We start from the raw sequence: 23,789 nt of genomic DNA on the forward strand, positions 1-23,789 counted from the left end.
TCACGCAATTCCCGTAGAGACGACGAGCAGGCGCTCGCCGCCTTACTCGACGGCCTCGCCGATCACCTGGGGCGGTAATTCGACCGGTGGTGCCGGAATATCGCTGCTCTTTTCCGGCGACTTGCAGATATCGGCAATCACGCAGCGTTCGCATTCCGGGCGGCGGGCCTTGCAGGTGTAGCGGCCATGCAGGATGAGCCAGTGATGCGCGTGATAGAGGTAGTGCTTCGGCACGACTTTCATCAGCCGCTCTTCCACCTCGTCGGGCGTCTTGCCGGGTGCGAGCCTGATGCGATTGGCGATACGGAAGATGTGGGTGTCGACCGCCATCGTGGCCTGGCCGAAGGCCATTGACAGGACGACATTGGCCGTCTTGCGGCCGACGCCCGGCAGGCGCACCAGTTCCTCGCGCGTCTGCGGCACCTTGCCGGCGAAGTCGTCCACCAGCATCTGCGAGAGCGCGATGACGTTCTTCGCCTTGTTGCGGTAGAGACCAATGGTCTTGATGTAGTCGCGCAATCGCTCTTCGCCGAGATCGAGCATTTTCTGCGGCGTATCGGCGACCTTGAAGAGCGCCCGTGTCGCCTTGTTGACGCCGGCATCGGTCGCCTGCGCTGAAAGCGCCACCGCCACGACGAGGGTGAAGGGATTGGTGTGTTCCAGCTCACCCCGCGGCTCGGGCCGCTGGACCGAGAAACGGCGGAAGATCTCTTCGCGTTCGGCAAGCGAATAGGCTGATTTGACCGCCGCCGGCTTGCGGCGGGCGATCACATTCGAGTTTTGCGACGATTGGACAACGGATTTGAGTTTCGGATTCGCCATGGAAAATCTATACTCACCGGCCATGACGGAAAGCAACGCCGACAGCCACAACGATCAGCCTGTTTTCGCAGCCGAGCTCTTTCCCTATCGCTCGCTCGGCCGGAGAGGCTTCAAGGTGATGCTCGCCGTTTCCGGCGCCGTGTGCTTCTTCTACGGCATGTTTTTCATCGTCACCGGCGCCTGGCCGATCGGTTTCTTTTTCGGCCTGGATTTCCTGCTGCTTTACGGCGCCTTCTGGCTGAACTACCGGTCCGGCAGGGTGCGGGAAGAAGTGACCGTTTCGCGCACGGATGTCTCCGTGCGCAAATTCTCTCCATCCGGCCGTATGATCGAGCACCATTTCAACCCGTTCTGGACGCGTTTTCTCGTGCGCAGGCATCAGGAAATCGGCATTCTCTCCATGCATATTTTCGGGCAGGGCAAGCGCACGGATGTCGGTTCCTTCCTCAATCCCGACGACCGCGAGAGTTTCGCCAAGGCCTTCAAGGGCGCGCTGGCAACGGTCAAGCAGCGGATCTGACAATGACGCAAGAAACGGGTGGTTTGGCCGGCCGCCCTTGATTATCTCCTTGGCAAAGGAGAAAAACGATGAACATGATCGCCAAGCTCGACACAGATATCACCCCTCAGGGTTCGGACTACGATATCGTCCGGCAGGTCATCGAACTCATCAGCGAGGAATATCGCGACCAGCCGTCGCTGGAGGCGATTGCCACAAGGCTGCACCAGTCGCCCACCCAGCTGCAGAAGACCTTTACCCGTTGGGCCGGCCTGTCCCCCAAGGCGTTCCTGCAGGCGGTGACGCTCGACCACGCCAAGCGGCTGCTGCGCCAGGAAGAGATGCCGTTGCTCGAAACCTCCATCGAGGTCGGCCTTTCCGGCCCGAGCCGCCTGCACGACCTGTTCGTGACGCATGAAGCCATGTCACCCGGCGAATGGAAGGCAAAGGGGGGCGGGCTCACGATCCGCTACGGGTTCCATGTCTGCCCCTTCGGAACGGCCCTCGTCATGGTAACGGACCGCGGCCTTGCCGGCCTCGCCTTCAGCGATTCCGGCGATGAAAAGGCCTGCCTGGAGGATATGACCTGCCGTTGGCCGAATGCCGAATACGTGGAGAACCATCAGGCGACGGCGCCCTATGCCGAGCGTATCTTCCAGCCGGGCCGCTGGACGTCCGACCAGCCGCTGCGGGTTGTGCTGATCGGGACGGATTTTCAGGTCAGCGTCTGGCAAAGCCTGCTGAAGATTCCGTTCGGCAAGGCCGTGACCTATAGCGACATCGCCAAAGATATCGGCCGGCCGACTGCCATGCGCGCCGTCGGTGCGGCCGTCGGGGCCAACCCGATTTCTTTCGTCGTGCCCTGCCATCGTGCGCTTGGGAAAGACGGCGCACTGACCGGCTACCATTGGGGCCTGACCCGCAAGCGTGCAATGCTCGGCTGGGAATCGGCACATGCCTGACCGTTGGGAGCAGCTGAAGCCGTTCAGGCGGCTTCGGCGAGTTCCAGCAAGGCCCTTGCCGCGCTCTCGTCCGTTATCAGCGTATTGCAGCCGATGCGCCTGATCGTTGCGCGGATCGCGACGGCGCGATGGGCGCCGCCGGAGGACAGAACGATGTGCCGCGCCTTCTTCAGCGTATCGAGATCCACCGACATCACCCGCTGATTGATCGAGTGGTCGACGGAATTGCCGTCCTTGTCCAGAAAATTGAACATGGTGTCGCAGACGCAGCCGGCGTCGATCAGCTGCTGCAGCTCGGCCTTCGAAATCCATCCTTCGGACAGCGAGGTCGAATGCGGGCCGATATCGCCGCAGCTGACGATTGCCAGATCAAGATTTTCGGCCAGCCGGTAGATCGTATCCAGTCCGCATTTTTCGATGAGGTTGCGCTTGGTTTCGGTCGAGTCGACAAGCAGCGGGGCCAGGAACATGTAACATTCCGCTCCGAGCTGGTTTGCAAGCCGCCAAGTATAGTCGATCGGGTTTGTCTGGTGGACGGCGACGATGCCGCCGAGCAGGGAGACGATCTTGCAATTGTCGCGCCGCGGCGGCCGGAAGCTTGCGAGCGAGGCCGTCATGGTGCGGCCCCAGCCGACGCCGATCGTATAATCGTCGGGAATGGCCTCCGACAGGAACTGGCCGAGCGCCAGGCCGACATTTTTTGCCAGTGAATTCGCGTCGCAACTGGCAGGTTCCGGCACGACGATCGCCTCGTCGAGCCCGTAGGCGCGCTCCAGCTTGACCGAAAGCTCGACGCAGTCGCCGATCGAGTCGTTGATCCAGATCTGCACTTCACTGCGTTTCATCGCCTCGTCGAGCAGGCGGATGACGGTCGTGCGGCTGATGCCGAGCTGTTCGGCGACATCCTTCTGGGTCAGGCCTTCGTTGTAATAGAGCCATGCGGCCCGCAGCCGGAGCGAGGAGGCTTCGGAATAGGCCGTATGCGTGCCGCGTTTCAGCTTGACCACATCTCCTCCCGCGCCGATTTCGCCCTGAAGCGTATCGCGATCCTTCGGATTCGCGCGCCACGCTTCAGGCTCTTGTTTTCGCATGTCGTACCGCAAAACCGCTGCACACTTTTGCGCGACATGCCCTATATCTTTGCTGTCGATAGCATAAGCTTGTGGCATCGGCTTTGTTCCCGCGATAATGCCGGGTGTGACACTTATGTCAATTGAAATGCACAAATGTCCTTGACTTTTCGTTGCCGGAGCGGCGATAGTCATGGTCGACAACGTCGTTCTTGTCCGTCCGAGGAGGACAATGTGCGGGCATGGGGAAAGTCACGACCGGCCGATCAGCCGCAGGCGGCAGCGCTTGGAGTGCGCTCGTCGTTCTCCGGCACCTGGAGCAGAGCCCTTGGGAACAGTGCCAATGTCTCTTACGTTTATGAACCAGCCGTGACGGAAGCGCGTCTTTTCGCCTGCAGCATGAAGCCATTCGATCCTTCGATTACCTCTTTGCCGGGCGGAACTCGCGCCGGTCCGCAGCCCAAGTTCAAAAAGGATTTTGACTATGACATCCAAGCTTGACCAACTCCGCGAGATCACAACCGTCGTCGCCGACACCGGCGATATCCAGGCTGTCGCTCGTCTGAAGCCGGTCGATTGCACGACCAACCCTTCCATCGTTCTCAAGGCACTCGGCACGGAGATGTTTGCTGATGACATGAAGGAAGCAATCGCCTGGGGCAAGAAGCTCGGCGGTGATGCCGATGTCGCGGCCGCAGCCGTTGCCGACCGCCTTGCCATTTCCGTCGGTGCGGCGCTCGTAAAGCTCGTTCCCGGCCGCGTTTCGACCGAAGTCGATGCCGACCTGTCCTTCGATACCGAAGCCTCGCTGAAGAAGGCGCGCAGCATCATCGCCGCCTACAAGGAGCGCGGCATCGAGAAGGATCGCATCCTCATCAAGCTCGCTTCCACCTGGGAAGGCATTCGCGCTGCCGAAATCCTGCAGAAGGAAGGCATCGACTGCAACCTGACGCTGCTCTTCTCCAAAGCCCAGGCGATTGCCTGCTCCGATGCCGGCGTGTTCCTGATTTCGCCTTTCGTCGGCCGTATTCTCGACTGGTACAAGAAGTCGACCGGCAAGGATTTCACCGCCGAGGAAGATCCGGGCGTGCTCTCCGTTCGTGACATCTACAATTACTACAAGGCCAACGACATCAAGACGGTCGTCATGGGCGCCTCCTTCCGCAACACCGGCGAAATCGAAGCGCTGGCCGGTTGCGACCGTCTGACGATCGCTCCGAATCTGCTTGACGAGCTGTCGAACGACCAGGGCAAGCTCGAGCGCAAGCTGTCGCCCGAAACCGTCAAGCCGGTTGCGAAGATCGCGGTCGACGAAAAGACCTTCCGCTGGATGATGAACGAAGACGCCATGGCGACCGAAAAGCTTGCCGAAGGCATTCGCGCATTTGCAAAGGATCTCGGTACGCTGCGCAGCCAGGTTCGCAAGGAACTGCAGCTCGCTGCTGCCTGAGGCAGGGCAGGCCGCACATTCACGAAGGGCGCGGGTGCCGCTGGCATCCGCGCCTTTTTCATGTTGATATCAAGAGCATAAGGCGGAGGAAAAGCGGTGGCTGACGAAGACGATGGAAATTCGCTGGTCTCGTTCGCCTATAAGCATGCGAGCTTTATCCTTTCGGCGCTCGGCGGTCTTGTCGTCTTTCTGCTTCTGACCTCGCGGGAGGTCAGCGCCAGCAATATCCTGTTCGGCTGGAATGCCTCGGCGATCATCTTCATCGGGCTCAGCTGGCGAAAAATGCTGCGGGCCACCGTGGAAAGCATCCGGAAGCGATCCGCCGATCTCGATTTTTCCGACACTTTCCTGCTTTTCCTGTCGATTGCCGCAGCCCTTGCCAGCATTGCCGGCATCGGCATCGAACTTCATTCGATCAAGGATGCGCCGGCCAATATCGCGCTCTGGCGCGCGGCTGCGGCGATCCTGACTATCCTGATCTCCTGGGTTTTCCTGCACACGCTTTTCACCATCCACTACGCCCATTATTTCTATGGCAGCGCGGACAAGTGCGAAGGGCTGAAATTCCCCGATGGAATCGAGGAGCCGGCCTATTGGGATTTCCTCTATTTCTCCTTCACAATCGGCGTGGCGGCGCAGACGGCCGATGTCGCGGTCACTTCGACGACGATGCGCAAGTTTACCCTGCTGCATGCGCTGCTCTCGTTCCTGTTCAACACGACCATTCTGGCACTTGCGATCAACGTCGGGGCGAGCCTGCTTTAAAGCCTGGCCGCGGAGCGGAAGAGGCTCTCGAAATCGGCAAGGTCGCCCGCGGCGACATCCGAAATTGCCCAGAAGGTCAATCCGCCCTCCGACCATTGCACCATGTTGTCGCCGTCGTGTTCCGTCGTGGTCTGGCCCGCCGAAGCCGCGGGCCAGACGAACAGGTTGATGACATGGCCGTGGCGTCTGCAGACGAGGGCGGCGACGGTGCGGCCGCCGATATAATCGACGCGTCCGCCGACCAGCGGGAGGCCATCCTTGGCGAGATCGCTCACCGGCGGCGAACATCGGTGCGGGCCAAGATCGACGCGAAGGACTATGCTGGCGCGCTTGCCGAACTTCGCGATCTTGCGGAAGATAATCAGCAGGCAGACGTCTATAATCTGATGGGCTTCACGCTGCGCAAGACCGGCGACTACCGGACGTCGCTGACCTATTACACCAAGGCGCTGGAACTGCAGCCGGATCACAACGCGGCGCGTGAATATCTCGGCGAACTCTACATCGACACCGGCGACATGGCGAAAGCCGAAGAGCAGGTGTCCGTGCTGAAGCAGCTTTGCCCCGCTGGCTGTGAGGAACTGCAAGACCTTCAGGAAGCGATTGCCATAAAAGGCGGCAGATAACGGACGCGTCGACGGCAGGGGCAGGCGGGTTTGCCGCCTGCTTCAAAAAGGTGGAGGATATGATGGAAAATGCAGCAAGCCGGCCCTCTTTGGCCGATCTCGTTCTTCTTGCGGGCAGGCTTCTCCTGTCCCTGATCTTTCTGCATGAAGGTTTTACGCTCGTCGCAGACATTGCCGCGACGCTTGCGATCTTCGAAAAGCTCGGCCTGCCTGCGCTGGTGACATTCTGCGTGATTGCCCTGCAGATCGGCGCCGGCCTTGCCATTGCCGTCGGTTTCCTCAGCCGGATCGGTGCGGTGGCCCTGGGGCTGTTCTGCCTGGCAACCGCCTTTCTGTTTCACACCGATCTTTCAAACCAGAACGAGCTGCTGCATTTCGAGAAGGATCTCGCGATCGCCGGTGGCATGTTCATCCTGGCGGTCGCCGGCGCAGGGTCGATATCTCTCGGCGGTCTCGTGAAACGGCAGGTCAAGGGACTGCATCCCTGGCTGATGGCCGTGCTGTAGCGCTGCCGTTCAGAAGGGCTCGGCTGCTAGAAGATCGCCTGCCCGGCCATCAGGGCCAGGATAAGGAAGATCAGGAAGACGACGAGGAATATGCCGAAGAGTACGCGGGCAATTGTTGCGGTTGCCGCGGAAATGCCGGAGAAGCCGAAAAAGCCGGCGACGATCGAAATGACCAGAAAAATCAGGGCCCATTTCAGCATGGATATCTTCCTTCCGTGATTGCTGGAAGAAGACGCGCCAAGGCCGATTTGGTTCCAAATCGTTTAAAATGGAACGGCGTTCCTCAAAAGCGTACTGCTTTGGCCCGCAAGGGCTTTTCAAAGGCGTTTCGATCTGTTTCAAGGGATCGTCATCGATTTGCCCCATCGACGAAAGCCCTTCTCCATGCACGCTTTTCTGGACCCCCAGGTCATTTCCGCCTATCTCGAAGTCATCATGATCAACATCATCCTGTCAGGGGATAATGTGATCGTCATCGGCATGGCCGCCGCCGGCCTTTCCACCGATCTGCGTGGGAAGGCAATCGTCACCGGCATTGCCGCTGCCGCAGTCATCCGCATCGTTTTCGCCGTCATTGCCGCTCAACTGCTCGTCATCAAAGGCATCAATCTCGTCGGAGGCCTGCTGCTTCTGTGGATCTGCTGGACGATGTTCAAAGAGTTGTGCGAGGCGGAGGAAGAAGAGGCCGGCGACGAAACCAGCCAGCACGCCCACAAGCCGAAGCTTTTCCGGCAGGCGATCGGCCAGATCATCTTTGCGGATCTTTCCATGTCGCTCGACAATGTCCTGGCCGTTGCCGGCGCGGCGAAGTCGAACATGAATGCCTTGATCTTCGGCCTCATCCTGTCCGTCATCCTCATGGGTGTCGCATCAAATTTCGTGGCAAGGCTGCTCAACCGGTTCAAATGGATCGGCTGGATCGGCCTTGCCATCATCGTCTACGTGGCGCTCGAAATGGTATGGGAAGGCGGCTGGGAGCTGCTGGCGCTCTATAATCAGGCCTAGATTTTCAGGCTGGACAGCAGCGAGATAAGCTGGGACTGGCGCTGCGTGCCGGTCTTGGCGAGAACCTTCTTCACGTAGCCGCGCGTCGTCTCGTAGGTGAGGCCGGATATTTCGGCGATCTGGCGGGGCGACGAGCCTTCCATCAGCAGGCGCGCGACCGCCGTTTCCTGGGGCGTGAGCGAAAAGAGCCGGCGCAGCAGGTCGCCGCTCGGGGCTGCGCGTTCGGAGAGGTCCGTGACGATGGCGACGGCGGCGGAATGCGAGAAAAGCTCGGCCGGCGCTCCGTTCAGTCGCTGGGCGCGGATGATCAGCGGCGCCTTTCCGGGGCGTGAAAACAGAACCGGTGTTGAGACGACCGCATCGGCAAACGGCTCCTTTGAGAGGACCGCCTGCAGATGGCGGCGCAGCAAGCCCGTCTCTTCCTGGCTGTGAGCCGTGAGCTCCCGGTCGACAATCCGGATGTTGCCGTCGAGCAGCTTTTCCGCCCGCTGGTTCAGCCGGGTAATGTGCCCGGCCCGGTCGAAGAAGACGACCGCGGTGCCGGCAAGCTCGAAAGCCTCGCTCATGCTGTCGATCCTGGCGACGTGCAGCGCGCGGACGATCTCTGCGGCGACGGTCAGTTTCGACTGCATCTTAATGAGCAGCTGCTCGTCGTCGCGATCGAAAGGCTGGTCCTGGATGCGGCGCTGCAGGTTGAGGCTCAGCATCGTGTCGCCGGCGGTGAAACCGACCATGGCAGAGTAGCGGAAACCGAAGCGGGCCAGGAATTCCGTATAGAAGACGTGATGATTGAATTCCTCATCGCCGGCAATGTCGTGTTCGATGATGACACCCTTGGCCATCGCAACGGCCAGGCCGCGTTCGCGAAAGTCGCGCTTGTACCATTCCTCGGCAAAATAGACCTGAAAGGCTTCCAGCAGATTGGGCGTGGTCATGAAGCCGGCAGGGAATTTCCCGCGCACCGGCATGATATGCGTGCCGGTGGCACCGGTGGCGCGGCTGATATGCTCCAGCGTGCGCTCCCAGCTCCCCGGCACCAGCGCAGATTCCAGCAACCCGTCCAGCGCCGTTTCGAGCTCGGAGATATCAATGCCGGTCGCCATGAATAAGTAAGGCCTGACTGCTGTCTTTTATTCGATAAGGAATCACACGTATCGCGAGCTGCCATGGAGAGTGAAATGGCAATTCAACGTTTAGAAATATTATTTGCAGTTGTATTATGACAAGCTGACAAAAGTCACTGATGGCGACAGCGACTTTTGTGGCAGATCAGGCGGTCAGCGTTCAACTATCCGTGATTGATCATCACGTGACGGACAGCGGTATAGTCTTCCAGGGCGTAGACAGACATGTCCTTGCCGTAGCCCGATTGCTTGAGGCCGCCATGCGGCATCTCGTTCACCAGCATGAAATGCGTGTTGATCCAGGTGCAACCGTATTGCAGGCGGGCGGCCGTCTTCATGCCGCGGCCGATATCCTTGGTCCAGACGGAAGAGGCAAGGCCATAATCGCTGTCGTTTGCCCAGGTCACGGCATCGGCGACGTCGGTGAAGCGGGTGACGGAGACGACCGGGCCGAAGACTTCCCGCCGGACGATCTCATCATCCTGCGTGGCGCCGGCCACGACCGTCGGCGCGTAGAAGAAGCCCTTGTCGCCCGAGACCTTGCCGCCGGTGGTGATCTGCATGTGCTTGTGTTCGGAGGCGCGGGTGACGAAGCTTTCGACGCGGTCGCGCTGGCGCCTGGAAATCAGCGGGCCGATTTCGTTCTCCGTGTCGTCGGCCCGGTTGAAGCGGATGCTGGAGACGGCGGAGGTCAGGTCGGCGACGAAATTGTCGTAGACCTTCGCATCGGCATAGATGCGGCAGGCGGCGGTGCAGTCCTGGCCGGCATTGTAATAGCCGAAGGTGCGGATGCCGGCGACCACGGCCTCGATGTCGGCATCGTCGAAGACGATGACGGGGGCCTTGCCGCCGAGTTCCAGATGGGTGCGCTTGACGGTCCTGGCGGCTGCCTGCAGCACCTTCTTGCCGGTCGCGACATCGCCCGTTATCGACACCATGCTGATTTTCGGATGGTTGATCAATGCGTTGCCGACGCTTTCGCCGCGGCCGAGGATGACATTGACGACGCCCTCGGGAAGGATTTCCGACAGCAGTCTCGCCATCTTCAGGGCCGTCAGCGGCGTCTGTTCGGAGGGCTTGAAGACGACGGTATTGCCGCCGGCGATGGCCGGCGCCAGCTTCCAGGCCATCATCATCAGCGGGTAGTTCCACGGCGCGATCGAGCCGACGATGCCGATCGGGTCACGACGGATCATCGAGGTGTGGCCGGGCAGGTATTCTCCGGCGGCCGGTCCGTGCAGGTTGCGCACGGCGCCGGCAAAGAAGCGGTAGCAGTCGACGATGGCGGGGATTTCGTCGTTCAGCACCGCATTGATCGGCTTGCCGCAGTTCAGCGCCTCAAGCGTCGCAAAGCCCTGTGCGTCCCTTTCGATCGCATCGGCGATTTTCAGGAGATAGGCCGAGCGCTCGGACGGGGTCGTCTGCGACCAGGCGGAGAAGGCCTTTTCGGCGGCGCTGACGGCGGCATCGATCTGGCCGAGCGAGGCTTCGGCAAGGTTCAGCACCGTCTCGCCCGTCTTCGGGTTCAGGATGTGCTCTTCCGTTTCCGTGCCGGTCTCGAAGCGGGAACCGATCAGCATTTGCGTATCCATGGGCGTTCTCCCTTGTGGTTGGTCGAGTGGATGCGAGGGGCTCCGCGTCCGCTCCGGGTTATTTGCCGGCACCGGCGATCTGATCGCCGTCGCGCGTGAGGTAATAGGCTGCCAGGATCGGCAGGAAGGTGACGAGAACGACGGCCATGGCGACCACATTTGTGACCGGGCGCTGGCGCGGGCGGATCAGCTCTTCGAGCATCCAGATGGGCAGGGTGGATTGCTGGCCGCCGGTGAATGTGGTGACGATGACTTCGTCGAAGGACAGGGCGAAGGCGAGCATGCCGCCGGCAAGAAGAGCCGTGCCGATATTCGGCAGGATGACATGGCGGAAGGTCTGGAAACCGTCGGCGCCGAGATCCATCGAGGCTTCGATCAGCGAGCCCGAGGTGCGGCGGAAGCGGGCGACGGCGTTGTTGTAGACGACAACGACACAGAAGGTGGCATGGCCGAGCACGATCGTCCAGACCGAGAAGGGGATGTCGAACAGGCTGAAGGCGGAACGCAGGGCAATGCCGGTGATGACGCCCGGAAGCGCGATCGGCAGGATGACGAGCAGCGAGATCGCCTCGCGTCCGAAGAATTTCGTCTGGCTGACGGCGGCCGCGCAAAGCGTGCCGAGGATGAGCGCGATCACCGTTGCTATACAGGCGACCTGCAGAGAGAGACCAAGGGCTGCCCAGACATCCGGGCGGTTCCAGGCAATGGCGAACCATTGCAGCGTCAGGCCCGGCGGCGGCCACTGGTAACTCTTCTCCTCCGTCGTGAAGGCATAGACGAAAATCAGCAGGATCGGCAGATGCAGGAAGAGCAGGCCGCCGGCGGCTGCGATCTTCAGGAAGAACGGCGATTTCTGTCCGCGATCAGAGCGCATCGAAGGCTCCCATGCGTTTGGCAAGCCAGAGATAGATCGCCATGATGACGATCGGCACGACCGAGAAGGCGGCTGCGAGCGGCACGTTGCCGGCCGTTCCCTGCTGCGTATAGACGGCCTGCCCGATGAACAGGCGCGACGAGCCGATGATCTGCGGGATGATATAGTCGCCCAATGTCAGCGAGAAGGTGAAGATCGATCCGGCGACGATTCCGGGCAGGGCGAGCGGGAAAAGCACGGTTCGGAAGGTCTGGCTCGGCGTGGCGCCGAGATCGGCGGAAGCCTCGATCAGGTTGCCGGGCACGCGCTCGAGGGCTGCCTGCGTCGGCAGGATCATGTAGGGCAGCCAGATATAGACGAAGACGATGAAGGTGCCGAGATAGCTGACGGAGAGCGAATTGCCGCCGACGACCGGCAGGGCGAGCACGCCGTCTAGCAGCCAGGAGAGGCGGAGCTTTGCGAAGAACCAGGTGAGGATGCCTTCCTTGGCGAGGATCAGCTTCCAGGCATAGATCTTGACGAGATAGCTCGACCAGAGCGGCAGCATGACGCCGAGATAAAAGAGCGCCTTCCATTTTCCCTGCGCGTAACGGGCGGCGTAATAGGCGATCGGAAAGGCGACGATGGCCGAGGCGACGGTGACGAGCGCCGCCATCAGGACCGTCCTGACGATGATGTCGAAATTGCTCGGGTTCAGGAGCTGGGCATAGGTATCGAGAGTGAATTCGTAATTCACCAGGCCCGAGAAATCGTCGATCGAAAAAAAGCTCTGCAGCAGAAGCGCGATCAGCGAACCGATATAGATGATGCCGAGCCAGAGCAACGGCGGCGTCAGCATCAGGAAGAGCAGCAGCTTCGGATGTCGCCAGAAACTGTCGGAGAGACGGCCGGAGAAGCCGCCGCGCCGGGGCAGGATCGAGCTTTCCGGTTTGGTCATTGCCAGTGCTGTCATGCCGCGTCATCCATGTAATGGACGTCGCCAGGCTGCCAGGCAAGCCGGACGGGCGTTCCGATGTCGGGGATGTCGCTGCCGGCCGGCAGCATGACATGCAGGCGCGACCCTCTGATGTCGACGGTCAGGCGGGTCGCGGCGCCCAGGAAGCTGGCATTTTCGGCCCTGGCTTCGATGCCGTCGGCTGTCAGACGGATTGCCTCCGGCCGCAAGCTCGCCCAGCGCTTCTGGCCGCCGAGGGCTGCCATGATATCGGGGGAGATGACGTTGGACGAACCGACGAAATCGGCGACGAAACGCGTCTTCGGGCAGCGGTAGATATCCTGCGGCGTGCCGTGCTGGACGATGCCGCCATTGTTGAAGACCGCCACGCGGTCGGCCATCGAGAGCGCTTCGCCCTGATCGTGGGTGACGAAGATGAAGGTGATGCCGAGGGCGCGCTGCAGGCTCTTCAGCTCTTCCTGCATCTGCTCGCGCAGCTTCAGGTCCAGCGCGCCGAGCGGTTCGTCGAGCAGGAGCACGCGGGGCTTGTTGACCAGCGCCCGGGCGAGCGCCACGCGCTGCCGCTGGCCGCCGGAGAGCTGGCCAGGGCGGCGGCTGCCATAGCCCGGCAACTTCACCAGCTCCAGCGCTTTCTCGGCCTCCTTGATCCGCTCCGCCTTGCCGACGCCCTTGACCATCAGCCCGTAGGCGACGTTCTTGACAATATCGAGATGCGGGAAAAGCGCGTAATCCTGAAAGACGGTGTTGACGTTGCGGCGATAGGGCGGAATGCCTTCGGCCGTTTCGCCGAAAATCTCGATATGTCCGGAGGTTGGCTGTTCGAAGCCGGCGATCAGCCGCAGGCAGGTGGTTTTGCCGGAGCCGGAGGGGCCGAGCATGGCAAAAAACTCGCCGGGCGCGATCTCGAGATCGACGCCGTCGACCGCGCGCACGGCGCCGAAGTGGCGAGAGACCTTCTGGAAACGGACGGCTGATGTCATGGAAGCTCCGGTTCTATTCTGTCTGAGAGCGGTCCTCGGCTTGGTTCAAAGAGCCCGCCCCAAACCCCTCCCCACAAGGGGGAGGGGCTTAATCTGCCGCGCCCACGCTCAACCCCTTCGGCGTTTCGACAGAAATGCGGCGTTGCCGCTCCCGCCCCTCCCCTTATCGGGAGGGGTTTGGGGAAAGGAATCCGACCGCGTCGGCGAGCGTGGCCCGGCGTCAGCGGCCGCCGATCACGCCGATATAATCCGATACCCAGCGATGATAGGGCACGCATTCGCTCTCGCTTGCGCATTTGGCGACCGGCGTCTTCCAGAACTTGATCTTGTCGAAGTGGTCGTAGCCGTTGGTGTTGCAGCCGGCGTCGGTCAGGAGTTCGTTGCCCTTGCAGGCGGCCGGAACCGAGGGGACGGCACCGAACCAGGCGGCGGCATCGCCTTGCACCTTCGCCTTCAGCGAATGTTCCATCCACATGTAGGCGCAGTTCGGATGTTCGCTATCGACATGCAGCATGGTCGTGTCGGCCCATCCGGTCACGCCCTCCTCGGGGAAGGTCGAGGCGATCTTCTGCTTGTCGGCCTGCAGCAGGTTGACCTGGAACGGCCACGAGCCGGAGGCCACGACACCTTCGTTCTTAAAGTCGTCGATCTGGATCATCGCATCGTGCCAGTAGCGCGAGACGATCTTGCGCTGGCCGCGCAGCAGGTCGAGGGTGGCCTTGTACTGCTCCTCGTTGAGCTCGTAGGGATCCTTGATGCCGAGATCGGGCTTGTGCGCCATCAGGTACATGGCGGCATCGGCAATGTAGATCGGGCCGTCATAGGCCTGCACGCGGCCCTTGTTGGACTTGCCGTCCGGCAGGTTCTGTTCCTCGAAGACGATGTTCCAGCTGGTCGGTGCCTTGTCCTTGAACGTGTCGGTATTATACATCAGCACGTTCGGCCCCCAGAGATAGGGTACGCCGTAATGGACGCCGTTCACCGTGTGCCAGGGCGCGTTCTGCAGGCGCTCGTCAACGGTCTTGAAGCTCGGGATAAGGTCGGTATTGATCGGCTGGACGCGCTTGCCGGCGACCAGACGCAGCGAAGCGTCGCCGGAAGCGGTGACGAGGTCGAAACCGCCTTCGTTCATCAGCGCCACCATCTCGTCCGAAGTGGCGGCCGTCTTGACCGAAACCTTGCAGCCGGTTTCCTTCTCGAAGTCCGTCACCCAGTCGTAATTCTTATCGATCTCGCCGCGCTCGATATAGCCGGCCCAGGCGACGATGCTGACGGCTCCTTCGCCCTTGCCCAATTCCTTCAGCGGTTCGGCAGCGACAACTTGTGTTGCAAAGCTCAGGCTCGCGAGCGCAGCAGTGCACGATTTCAGAAGATGCTTCATCGTCTGTCTCCCGGTTCGGTGCCGCTTTTGCGGCGTTTTGTTCCCGGAAGAAAGGGTGACGCGGAATTCCCGGTTTCGCAAATTCATTTATCAGAACGGCGATATCGGAAATTCCGATAGTCAACGGGACCGCCCCGAGCGCATGTTCTCGGCGATGGCGACGAAATCGCGTGCCGCCTGCGGCAGGCTGGAACCCTTTCGCCAGACCATGCCGACCTGGACGACGGGCAGGGAGCCGGAGACGTCGCGGCTTTCGATGCGGTCGCCTTCCAGCGACCAGGGGCGGTAGACGAGATCGGGCAGCAGCGCGATGCCGGCGCCGGTCGCCACCAGGCTGCGCACAGCCTCCACCGACCGGGTCCTGAATGCGACATGTGGACGGGCGCCGAGCGCGGTCAGCAGTTTGCCGGTATTCTCCTCGATTTCGTCCACCGTCAGCATGATCAGCGGCTCGCGGGCGATATCGGCAATGGAAATAATGTCGGCCGAGACCAGCGGGTGGCCCATCGGCAGCCAGAGGCGATAGGGCGAGGTTTCCAGTATTTCGGCCTGCAGGGCCATGCGATCACGCAGATTTGAAATGACCATGACGGCGACATCCAGCTCGCCGCCAACGAGCAGATGTTCGAGATAGCCGCCATTGTCCTCGATGGCGCTGACTTCGACGCCGGGGCAGGCGCGGCGGTAGCGGGCCAGGAGATCGGAGAGAACGTAACCTGCGACAAGCGAGGTGACGCCGATATTCAGCGTGCCGGAGGGAACGTTCTGCTGATCGGAAAAACTGGTGCGCGCGTCGGAGACGGTCGCCAGGATTTTCGTGGCATGACGCAGGAACTGGTGGCCGTTATGGGTAATCGAGAGCCCTCGCGGGTGACGTTCGAAGAGAACAACGCCGAGGTCGTTTTCGAGTTCTTTCAGCGCCTCGGTGATCGAGGATTGGGAAATCGACAGATTCTGTGCGGCACGCGTGACCGAGCCCTGTTCGGCAACGGCGACGAAATATTGGATCTGGCGAAGCGTGAAGGCCATGGCATTTTAGAGCATGTGCCCGAGCGGTCTGGCAAGCGCACAAGCGGCCGGACCTTTTTTGGTATTTTGCCAATTCGGGACAAAGTCGGACGGCCCATTTAAAGATTCGGAAACGTCATTTCCCTTAGTTTCACAGTCACTTGTATTGCGTTGGAGTTTTCAGATGGCGGAGCAGTTGGCGTGAAGGCCTTACTGCGCATATTCCGGCCTTCCCGGAAATTGGCTTTGATCATCGGTGGCAGCGCCCTGTTGGCGGGCGTTTCCGGCGGTGCTGCGGTTTATGTCGGCAAGGACAGGCTGCTGGGTGACGAGGAATCCGCCGATGGCGTTGCCTGCACCGACGTCAATCTGGTGACGATCAAGAAGCAGGATCATGTCTGGGTCCGCAAATACATCAAGACCGAACCTGTCGACGGCATGACGCGCATCAAGACGGCGCTGCGCGTCGCCCAGGCGGTCTATGAGGCGCAGAAGCCCGACCTCGTGCAGGTCGTCGTCCTCGACGAGAACGGTCCGACCCTGCGCTCGGATATTCGCGGTCGGGCGATCGGCGCCGACGTCGTCTATATCGCCCATCCCGACAAGATGGTCGAGGGACTGAACGACAAGCCCTATACGGCCCGTTACTACGACGGCAAGGCGAGCGAGCGCGGCCTCTTTTACGGCGAGCGCATCGAATTGCCGGACGACCAGATCGCGGCACTGAACGCGAGCCTCAAGGATCCGGCCGATTGCATCGACCCGGTTGCCGTTGCCTCCACCAAGGGTGAGGCAAAGCCGGCTGGCGGACATGGCGCCGCGCCGAAGGAGCCCGAGGAACCGTCCGCCGAAGAGCAGGCGGCCAAGGATGCGGCAGCGTCCGCGGAGGCCGCCCCTGCAGAAGAACCACCGGCCAAAAGCGGCCACTGAAGCCAGAAATCTCCAGCCCGCCGGCGATCGCCTGATCTCGGGGGGCGTTTACGACAAAACAAAACGGAGCGTCCTTTCGGGCGCTCCGTTTTTAGGTTCAGGCGATGCGTTTCTCAGTCAGCCTTGTTGCGGCGGGCCGGGAAGAGGATGACGTCGCGGATCGACGGCGCGTTGGTGAGCAGCATGATGAGACGGTCGACGCCGATGCCGAGGCCGCCGGCCGGCGGCATGCCCTGGTCGATCGCATCGAGGAATTCCTCGTCGAGCTGCTTTTCCTTCTCGCCGCGGGCATGCGCCTGCTCGAGCTGCTCGACCATGCGGCGGCGCTGCTCTTCCGGGTCGTTGAGTTCGGAGAAGGCGTTGCCGAGTTCCCAGGCGTTGCAATAGGTCTCGAAACGCTCGACGAGGCGCGGCTCGCCCGGCACTTCCTTGGCGAAGGGCGAAATGTCCTTCGGGAAATGCGTGACGTGCGAGGGCTGGATCAGCGTCTGCTCGACCCTCTCTTCGAAGATGAAGGCGAGGCATTCGCCCCAGGTCCAATCCTTTTCCACTTCGAAGCCGGCAGCCTTGGCGGCGGCGCGGGCTTCCTCGTCGGTCTTGATCGCCAGGAAGTCGATGCCGGTGACTTCCTTGACGGCGTCAGGCATGGGCACGCGCTTGAACGGCCCCTTGAAGGACATGGTCTTGTCGCCGAAGGGGAATTCCGTCGTGCCGTGGATGGAGAGCGCCAGGGTCTCGAACAGCCGCTCGACGAGGTCCATGATGTCCTCGTAATCGGCATAGGCCCAGTAGCACTCCATCATGGTGAATTCCGGATTGTGCCGGGTGGAGACGCCTTCGTTGCGGAAGTTGCGGTTGATCTCGAAGACCTTGTCGGTCAGGCCCGAGACCAGCGTGCGCTTCAGGAACAGTTCCGGCGCGATGCGCAGGTACATGTCGAGCTTCAGCGTGTTGTGATGCGTCTTGAACGGCTCGGCGGTCGCACCGCCGTAGACCGAATGCAGCATCGGCGTTTCGACTTCCATGAAGCCGTCATTTTCCATGAAGCGGCGGATGCCGGAGAGGATCTTCGAGCGCTGCTGGAAGCGCAGCTTGGATTCCTCGTTGGTCATGATGTCGAGATGGCGCTTGCGGTAGCGCAGCTCGATGTCGGAGAGGCCGTGCCACTTTTCGGGCATCGGCAGCAGCGACTTGGTCAGCATCTCGATCTTCTGGGCATTGATCGTCAGCTCACCGCGCTTGGTGCGGCGCACGATGCCGGTCACGCCGATGATGTCGCCGATATCGATCATCGGCAGCAGGGCGCGGGCTTCCTCGCTCGTCACGTCCTTGTGCGAGAAGATCTGGATCTTGCCGGAGGCGTCATGGATATCCATGAACATGCCGGAATTGCGCGAGGAATAGACGCGGCCGGCGACGGTCACGACATCCTGCGTCTCGACATCGGGCTCCAGGCTCTCGTATTTCGCGGCAAGTTCCGCATTGTTCATCGTGCGGTGGAAATGCGCCGGATAGACCTCGCCGATCTGTTCGCGCAGCAGCTTCAGCTTCTGGGCGCGCACTTCCGTTGCGTCGGAAGAAAGGGTGCTTTCTGTCTTGTTGTCAGCCATTGCCGGAATCCTCTGACTGTTCTTACTTTGCGCCGACGAGGGCGGCGACCGCCTGCGAGGCGAGCTTCAGGCGCTGGCGAACGACCGAGCGGCCGAGAATCGCCATGGAATCAAAGAGCGGCAGCGAGCGCGACGAGCCAGAAACGGCAACGAAGAGCGGTGCGACGACGACCTTCAGCTTCTTGCCCATGCGGTCGGCGATGGCGCGCAGCTCGGCTTCGATCGTCTCGACATTCCACTCCAGGATCTTTTCGAGATCCGGCTGGACGGTGTTGAGGATCTCCAGAATCTCTTCCGGCGGCGACTTGATCTTGGCGAAATCGGACGGCTGCAGGCCGAGATCGGACTTCAGCAGGAAGCCGGCGAGATCGGGCAGTTCGCCCAGCTTGGAAATGCGCGTCTGCGACAGGCGCAGGCCAGCCATCAGGCGGTCGTTCTCCATGGCCCAGTTGAACACACGAGAGCGGAATTCCTCTTCCGACAGCTTTTCGCGGATCCAGCGGCCGTTCAGCCAGTCGAGCTTCTGGATGTCGAAGATCGCGCCGGCCTTGGACAGGTTTTCCGGATCGAACTTTTCGGAGAGTTCGTCCATCGTCAGGAGTTCTTCGCCTTCGGCGATCTGGATGAAAAACAGGCCGAGGAAGTTCATCAGCGCTTCGGGGATATAGCCGAGCGCGGAATAGTAAGAGATCGAGGTCGGGTTCTTGCGCTTCGACAGCTTGGACTTGTCGGCATTGCGCATCAGCGACAGATGCATGAACACCGGCTGGTCCCAGCCGAAATAGCGATAGAGCAGGATGTGCTTCGGCACGGAGGCCAGCCATTCCTCGCCGCGCGCGACATGGGTGATCTTCATCAGATGGTCGTCGATGACGTTTGCCATATGATAGGTCGGCATGCCGTCGCCCTTGATGAGCACCTGCATATCGACAGAATCCCACGGGATCGACACGTCGCCATAAACGCCGTCGGTGAAATCGCAGGAGCCTTCCGTCGGGATCTTCATGCGGATCACAGAGCTTTCGCCGGCGCCCATCTTGGCCGTGACTTCTTCAGCCGTGAGGTTCAGGCAGAGACCGTCATATTTCGGCTGCTTGCCGGCGGCGCGCTGGGTCTCGCGCATCTGCTCCAGCCGCTCGGGCGTGCAGAAACAGCGGAAGGCATGGCCCTTGTCCAGGAGTTCCTGGGCATAGGGCTGATACATGTCCTTGCGGTCGGACTGGCGATAGGGGCCGTAGGGGCCGCCGATATCGGGGCCTTCCTTCCATTCCAGCCCGCACCATTTCAGCGCATCCAGCACCTTGGTTTCGAATTCGGGGGTCGAACGCGTCGCATCGGTGTCCTCGATGCGCAGGATGAACTCGCCGCCGTGCTTCTTGGCAAAGAGATAGTTGAAAAGAGCGATGTAAGCGGTGCCGACATGCGGCTCGCCGGTCGGCGAGGGAGCGATGCGGACGCGGACGCCGGAAGCTGTCATTTTTATGTGCCCGTCAATGAGTGCCGAGCGGCTTTTCGATGAAAGCGACGTCCGGCCTGGAGAATGCAGATATCTTGCAGAAATCGGCTGGAGCAAGGCATATGCCCGCGTAATCGGCCAATTATCCGTGTGGCTGCGCTTAGGCCATATTCAAAAGGGCGCGTCAAGAAAAACCGCTTCCGGCGGGCCTCTTGCGGGTTCTCGGATCGTCCGCTGTCAGGATGACGGGCAGGCCCGCAGAAGAACCTCCGCCCTGGCGAGCAGGGCGGGGGCAACAATCGGCTTCTTATGGGTCGGCGGCCTTAGTGGCTGCCCTCACGCTTTCGACGGCGGGCGTTCCTGGCGAACATGTTCAGCACTTCGACCAAGGCCGAGAAGGCCATCGCGGCGTAGACATAGCCCTTCGGCACGTGGAAGCCCATGCCGTCGGCGATCAGCGTCGTGCCGATCATCAGCAGGAAGGCGAGCGCCAGCATGACGATTGTCGGGTTGCGCTCGATGAAATTGGCGAGCGGCGTTGCGGCCACAAGCATGACCGTGACGGCGGCGATGACGGCGATCACCATGATCGGGAGATGCGGCGTCATGCCGACAGCGGTGATGATGCTGTCGACCGAGAAGACGAGATCGAGCAGCAGGATCTGGCCGATCGCGGAGGCGAAGCTCGTGCCTGTCGCGCCTGCGATGAAATTCTCCTGGTGATCCTCCGGATCGACATTGTGGTGGATTTCCTTGGTGGCCTTCCAGACGAGGAAGAGACCACCGGCGATCAGGATCAGGTCCTTCCAGGAGAAGCCGTGGCCGAAAAGCTCGAAAAGAGGTTCGGTCAGCTGGACGATCCAGGCGACCGTGCCGAGCAGGGCAAGACGCATGATGAGGGCAAGGGCGATACCGGTCCTGCGGGCTCTTTCCCGATGCTCCGGCGGCAGCTTGTTGGTGAGGATGGAGATGAAGATCAGGTTGTCGATCCCGAGGACCACTTCCATCACCACGAGCGTAACAAGCGCCACCCAGGCAGCCGGGTCCTGAATGAGCGTCATGATATCCTGCATCGGCGTATTTCCCCCTTGCGTCGCTTAAGGACGCGGACAATGTATCGTTGCGGTCCTGCCGGGCAAGCGCCGCAAGGGGGTATACGAAAACGATCAGGCTTTTATTCCTTGATCGGCAGCCAGATTTCCGTCACCCCCATTCCGGTATAGGGATCGAAGCGGTCGTCGTAGCGCTCGAACATGTCGGGCATGCTGCCATGTTCAAGGCCGGACGTCGGCCACCAGTTGCCGAAGATCAGGTCCATCGTGGCCGCTATTCCGGAAACGTGACCGTGGTGGGAGAAGACGGCGTAGCGCTGGGCAGGCAGCTTCAATGTCGCAAAACCTGCCGGGAGATCGTCGGCGTCGGCCACTTCGGCGGCCGCCATATAGCGGAATTTCTCGGCCTCGCCGTCGATATGGGTGCAGATCCCGTAGGCGACGTTGCCTTTCTGGTTGGCGATATGGCCGAAATGCTGGTTGAACCTCTGCCAGAGAGAGGGGATCGCGGCGTTGCCGCCATAGGCATAGGTTTCCTGCAGGCCGGCGAACAGCATCGGCGGCAAGGTTTCGAAACGCGGCGGTTCGAGATCGGTGAGGTTTGCGGTTTTCATCCTGATCGGCTCCATCAAAGCAAGGTTGCGAATGTGCCCCTGTCGCCGCACCGCCTCCGGCGTCATGCCGAACTGGTCGCGGAAGGCACGGGTGAAAGCCTCGTGCGAGCCGTAGCCCGCGCCGAGGGCAACCTCGAGAATGCTGGACGAGCCTGAGACGAGGGACGGTGCGGCATTGCTGAGGCGCCTTGCCCGGATATAGGTGCTGATCGAATGGCCAGTCACCAGACCGAAGACGCGCGAAAGATGGTAGCGCGACAATCCGGCAGCTTCGGCGATGTCGTCGAGGCTTATGTCGGTTTCGAAATGGCTCTCGATGAACCATATCGCCCGTCCGATGGCGCTCATTTCTTCTCCCCTGGTTGCCGCCCTATTCGTAGAGCAAACGCGGCGGCCGGATTTGATCGCTATTGCGCAAATCCGGCGGAAAACCGATCGGGGTTCAGATGCGGATCAGGCGAGTTCGTTCTTGCGGACGCCGTAGGCGGCCATGAAGACATGGATCGCGCCGCGGATGACGCGCTCCATCTCGCTGCGCGGCGGCGGGCCGTCCATATTGCCGAAGAGACGCAGCTTGAAGAAGCTGCCGCTTGCAAGATCGAGGAACTGACCGGCGGCGAGATCGATATCGTCGATCTTCAGGGTGCCGGCCTCGACGTGCCGCTCCAGAAAGTCGTGCATGATGGTGCGCAGGTTCTGCGGCCCCTTGAAGAAGCGCTGACAGAGAAGCGGCATGCGTTCGCGCACGCCGAGCACGGTGCGCATGGCGTCGATGACCTTGTCTTCCGTCATGTGCGTGATGAAGGTCATCCCGAATTCGTACAGGCCGGCCTCGACGTCATCATGTTCTGCGAGCACCGAACGTACGGCTGCGACGAAGGCAGCGCGTTCGGTCTCGATCATGGCGTGGAAAAGCTCTTCCTTATTGGCGAAGTAGACATAAAGCGTTCCCTTGGAAACGCCGGCCTCGCGGGTCACGTCGTTCATGCTGGCTGCATCGAAGCCCATCTTCATGAAGACGCGCCGGGCACCGTCCAGGATCTGCTGGCGCTTGGCCGGATCCTCGCCCGCAGCAAAGCGGCCTCCCGGATTGGGTGGGCTGAATACGACGGTGTCCTCGGGCTTCAGTGTCATGTCTCCTTAACCGTCTTTGCGAATTCGGGCTTTCTTTTAAAGAAATCGAACCGATTGGTTCTATCCATCTTGATATGAAGTCAAAAACCATTTATGTCAACTGAACCGAACCGTTCAGTTCGATTATTTTACTCCAGATCGGTAGCCCTGTTTATGTCGACCAACCAGAAAAGCAACGTCGCGCGCATCGTCAGCGAAAATGCCGGCGCCGAGGAGGTGAAAGCGGAAGCAGCTGCTCCCGCCGAAGCTCCGAAGGCAGAGGCACCGAAGACGGCGCCTGCACAGTCCGCGCCTGCTGTCGCGCCGGCTGCCGCCGCTCCGAAGAAGCGCCGCAGCCTCGTGCTGCCCGTCGTCGTGCTGGCGCTTCTGGCCGGTGCCGGCTGGTACGGATACGACTGGTGGACCAACGGCCGGTTCCTCGTCTCGACCGACGACGCCTATATCGAGGGCGATATCGCGACGATCTCGCCGAAGGTCACCGGCTATGTCGCGAAGGTGAACGTTGTCGCCAACCAGGAAGTCAAGGCGGGCGAGGTTCTCGCGATCCTTGATAACGGCGACTACCAGAACGCCCTCGACCAGGCGAACGCCCAGATCGCGACCGAGCAACTGTCGCTCAGCCGCATCGACGCGCAGATCGAAGGCGCCAAGGCGAGCCTCGTGCAGGCGCAGGCGCAGAAGACTGCGCTTGAAGCCACGGTGCGCGGCGCCGAGATCAAGCAGAAGCGCCAGAGCGACCTGCAGGCGAAGTCGGTCGGCACCACCGCAGACCTCGACGACGCCAATACGGCTCTCGATCAGGCGAAGGCAAACCTTGCCGGCGGCGACGCCAATATCGTCGCAGCCCAGGCCAATATCGCCATCCTCGAGGCACAGCGCAAGGAAGCGGAAGGTTCCGTCCGCACGCTGGAAATCCAGCGCGACAAGGCCGCCCGCGACCTTTCCTTCACGGTCCTGAAGGCTCCCTATGACGGCGTTGTCGGCAACCGGTCGGTTCAGGAAGGCGATCTGGTTTCGCCCGGCCAGCGGCTGATGGCGCTCGTGCCGACCCGCCAGCTCTATATCGACGCCAATTTCAAGGAAACGCAGATCCAGCATCTCGTTCCCGGTTCGAAGGTAAACATCCAGGTGGATGCCTATAGCGATTATCCGATCGTCGGCACCGTCGAATCGATCTCGCCGGCCTCGGGTTCGGTCTTCTCGATGCTGCCGCCGGAAAATGCCACCGGCAACTTCACCAAGATCATCCAGCGCGTGCCGGTTCGCATCGCCCTGCCGCAGGATGCGCTTGACAGCGGCCGCCTGCGCGCCGGTCTCAGCGTCGTCGTCGACGTCGATACCCGCACGGCGCCGGTAAAGTAAGCGCTCGAGGGC

The 23,789-nt window shown here is 61.2% G+C and carries 23 protein-coding genes and 2 pseudogenes; 9 read left to right on the forward strand and 16 right to left on the reverse strand.

Going from position 1 to position 23,789, the window contains the following annotated elements; genetic code table 11:
- Positions 1-42 precede the first annotated feature (42 nt).
- Positions 43-822, reverse strand: coding sequence for an endonuclease III (gene nth / locus ACU8HS_RS11895; RefSeq protein WP_113412853.1), 780 nt, complete (start codon positions 820-822; stop codon positions 43-45).
- 22 nt (positions 823-844) lie between these two features.
- On the opposite strand from nth, the gene ACU8HS_RS11900 reads away from it, so the two are divergent.
- Both ACU8HS_RS11900 and ACU8HS_RS11905 read left to right on the forward strand, forming a co-directional pair.
- Positions 845-1,342: a DUF2244 domain-containing protein gene (locus ACU8HS_RS11900; protein WP_113412854.1), complete on the forward strand. Its 498-nt coding sequence runs from the start codon at positions 845-847 to the stop codon at positions 1,340-1,342.
- Between the two features lie 68 nt (positions 1,343-1,410).
- On the forward strand, positions 1,411-2,283 hold the full coding sequence (locus tag ACU8HS_RS11905; protein WP_447014457.1) for a methylated-DNA--[protein]-cysteine S-methyltransferase: 873 nt from the start codon (positions 1,411-1,413) through the stop codon (positions 2,281-2,283).
- Between the two features lie 23 nt (positions 2,284-2,306).
- On the opposite strand, the gene ACU8HS_RS11910 is transcribed toward ACU8HS_RS11905, so the two are convergent.
- The gene (locus ACU8HS_RS11910) at positions 2,307-3,290 is read right to left on the reverse strand and encodes a sugar-binding transcriptional regulator (RefSeq protein WP_112703867.1); all 984 of its coding nucleotides are present in this window, start codon (positions 3,288-3,290) and stop codon (positions 2,307-2,309) included.
- Positions 3,291-3,837: 547 nt separating this feature from the next.
- On the opposite strand from ACU8HS_RS11910, the gene tal reads away from it, so the two are divergent.
- On the forward strand, positions 3,838-4,803 hold the full coding sequence (gene tal / locus ACU8HS_RS11915) for a transaldolase (protein WP_113412856.1): 966 nt from the start codon (positions 3,838-3,840) through the stop codon (positions 4,801-4,803).
- 96 nt (positions 4,804-4,899) lie between these two features.
- Entirely contained in the window at positions 4,900-5,568 is a 669-nt protein-coding gene (locus tag ACU8HS_RS11920; RefSeq protein WP_113412857.1) for a DUF1345 domain-containing protein, read from the forward strand.
- Here ACU8HS_RS11920 and ACU8HS_RS11925 read toward each other — a convergent pair.
- Positions 5,565-5,852, reverse strand: a pseudogene (locus tag ACU8HS_RS11925) (anti-sigma factor family protein); the annotation flags it as partial. The gene ACU8HS_RS11920 and the pseudogene ACU8HS_RS11925 overlap by 4 nt on opposite strands.
- Here ACU8HS_RS11925 and ACU8HS_RS11930 point away from each other — a divergent pair.
- Both ACU8HS_RS11930 and ACU8HS_RS11935 read left to right on the forward strand, forming a co-directional pair.
- Positions 5,853-6,194: pseudogene (locus tag ACU8HS_RS11930) on the forward strand (tetratricopeptide repeat protein); the annotation flags it as partial.
- A 59-nt stretch (positions 6,195-6,253) separates the two neighbouring features.
- Entirely contained in the window at positions 6,254-6,700 is a 447-nt protein-coding gene (locus tag ACU8HS_RS11935) for a DoxX family protein (protein ID WP_447014458.1), read from the forward strand.
- A 26-nt stretch (positions 6,701-6,726) separates the two neighbouring features.
- Here ACU8HS_RS11935 and ACU8HS_RS11940 read toward each other — a convergent pair whose 3' ends face one another.
- A complete protein-coding gene (locus ACU8HS_RS11940; protein ID WP_007817547.1) occupies positions 6,727-6,900 on the reverse strand; it encodes a DUF1328 domain-containing protein in 174 nt (57 codons plus the stop codon).
- A gap of 184 nt (positions 6,901-7,084) precedes the next feature.
- On the opposite strand from ACU8HS_RS11940, the gene ACU8HS_RS11945 reads away from it, so the two are divergent.
- Positions 7,085-7,705 (forward strand): TerC family protein, encoded by a 621-nt coding sequence (locus ACU8HS_RS11945; protein ID WP_113412859.1) that lies wholly within the window; start codon positions 7,085-7,087, stop codon positions 7,703-7,705.
- Here ACU8HS_RS11945 and ACU8HS_RS11950 read toward each other — a convergent pair.
- The 7 genes from ACU8HS_RS11950 to ACU8HS_RS11980 form a co-directional block, all read right to left on the reverse strand.
- The gene (locus ACU8HS_RS11950) at positions 7,702-8,808 is read right to left on the reverse strand and encodes a helix-turn-helix transcriptional regulator (RefSeq protein WP_447014459.1); all 1,107 of its coding nucleotides are present in this window, start codon (positions 8,806-8,808) and stop codon (positions 7,702-7,704) included. The genes ACU8HS_RS11945 and ACU8HS_RS11950 overlap by 4 nt on opposite strands.
- 185 nt (positions 8,809-8,993) lie before the next feature.
- Complete coding sequence (locus ACU8HS_RS11955) at positions 8,994-10,421, reverse strand: gamma-aminobutyraldehyde dehydrogenase (protein ID WP_113412861.1); 1,428 nt, start codon at positions 10,419-10,421, stop codon at positions 8,994-8,996.
- A gap of 58 nt (positions 10,422-10,479) precedes the next feature.
- Positions 10,480-11,295, reverse strand: a complete 816-nt coding sequence (locus ACU8HS_RS11960; RefSeq protein ID WP_112703781.1) for an ABC transporter permease — start codon at positions 11,293-11,295, stop codon at positions 10,480-10,482.
- The gene (locus tag ACU8HS_RS11965) at positions 11,285-12,247 is read right to left on the reverse strand and encodes an ABC transporter permease (protein ID WP_112703780.1); all 963 of its coding nucleotides are present in this window, start codon (positions 12,245-12,247) and stop codon (positions 11,285-11,287) included. The genes ACU8HS_RS11960 and ACU8HS_RS11965 overlap by 11 nt, the downstream gene beginning before the upstream one ends.
- Positions 12,244-13,230 carry an ABC transporter ATP-binding protein gene (locus ACU8HS_RS11970; RefSeq protein ID WP_447014460.1) on the reverse strand — a complete coding sequence of 329 codons (987 nt, stop codon included), beginning with the start codon at positions 13,228-13,230 and terminating at the stop codon, positions 12,244-12,246. The genes ACU8HS_RS11965 and ACU8HS_RS11970 overlap by 4 nt, the downstream gene beginning before the upstream one ends.
- Before the next feature lie 220 nt (positions 13,231-13,450).
- Positions 13,451-14,611 carry an ABC transporter substrate-binding protein gene (locus tag ACU8HS_RS11975; protein WP_447014461.1) on the reverse strand — a complete coding sequence of 387 codons (1,161 nt, stop codon included), beginning with the start codon at positions 14,609-14,611 and terminating at the stop codon, positions 13,451-13,453.
- A gap of 120 nt (positions 14,612-14,731) precedes the next feature.
- Positions 14,732-15,640 carry a LysR family transcriptional regulator gene (locus ACU8HS_RS11980; protein ID WP_112563573.1) on the reverse strand — a complete coding sequence of 303 codons (909 nt, stop codon included), beginning with the start codon at positions 15,638-15,640 and terminating at the stop codon, positions 14,732-14,734.
- 180 nt (positions 15,641-15,820) lie between these two features.
- On the opposite strand from ACU8HS_RS11980, the gene ACU8HS_RS11985 reads away from it, so the two are divergent.
- On the forward strand, positions 15,821-16,549 hold the full coding sequence (locus ACU8HS_RS11985) for a hypothetical protein (protein WP_112563575.1): 729 nt from the start codon (positions 15,821-15,823) through the stop codon (positions 16,547-16,549).
- Between the two features lie 113 nt (positions 16,550-16,662).
- On the opposite strand, the gene lysS is transcribed toward ACU8HS_RS11985, so the two are convergent.
- The 5 genes from lysS to ACU8HS_RS12010 form a co-directional block, all read right to left on the reverse strand.
- Positions 16,663-18,159, reverse strand: coding sequence for a lysine--tRNA ligase (gene lysS / locus ACU8HS_RS11990; RefSeq protein ID WP_447014462.1), 1,497 nt, complete (start codon positions 18,157-18,159; stop codon positions 16,663-16,665).
- 22 nt (positions 18,160-18,181) lie between these two features.
- Complete coding sequence (gltX, locus tag ACU8HS_RS11995; protein WP_447014463.1) at positions 18,182-19,636, reverse strand: glutamate--tRNA ligase; 1,455 nt, start codon at positions 19,634-19,636, stop codon at positions 18,182-18,184.
- Positions 19,637-19,938: 302 nt separating this feature from the next.
- On the reverse strand, positions 19,939-20,688 hold the full coding sequence (locus tag ACU8HS_RS12000) for a TerC family protein (RefSeq protein WP_112703776.1): 750 nt from the start codon (positions 20,686-20,688) through the stop codon (positions 19,939-19,941).
- Between the two features lie 101 nt (positions 20,689-20,789).
- The gene (locus ACU8HS_RS12005) at positions 20,790-21,629 is read right to left on the reverse strand and encodes a GyrI-like domain-containing protein (protein WP_112754791.1); all 840 of its coding nucleotides are present in this window, start codon (positions 21,627-21,629) and stop codon (positions 20,790-20,792) included.
- A gap of 105 nt (positions 21,630-21,734) precedes the next feature.
- Complete coding sequence (locus ACU8HS_RS12010; RefSeq protein WP_113412866.1) at positions 21,735-22,415, reverse strand: TetR/AcrR family transcriptional regulator; 681 nt, start codon at positions 22,413-22,415, stop codon at positions 21,735-21,737.
- Between the two features lie 153 nt (positions 22,416-22,568).
- On the opposite strand from ACU8HS_RS12010, the gene ACU8HS_RS12015 reads away from it, so the two are divergent.
- Positions 22,569-23,777: an HlyD family secretion protein gene (locus tag ACU8HS_RS12015; protein WP_112703774.1), complete on the forward strand. Its 1,209-nt coding sequence runs from the start codon at positions 22,569-22,571 to the stop codon at positions 23,775-23,777.
- The last annotated feature ends 12 nt before the right edge of the window (positions 23,778-23,789 follow it).

The organism is Rhizobium sp. KDH_Rht_773_N (genome assembly GCF_052946295.1).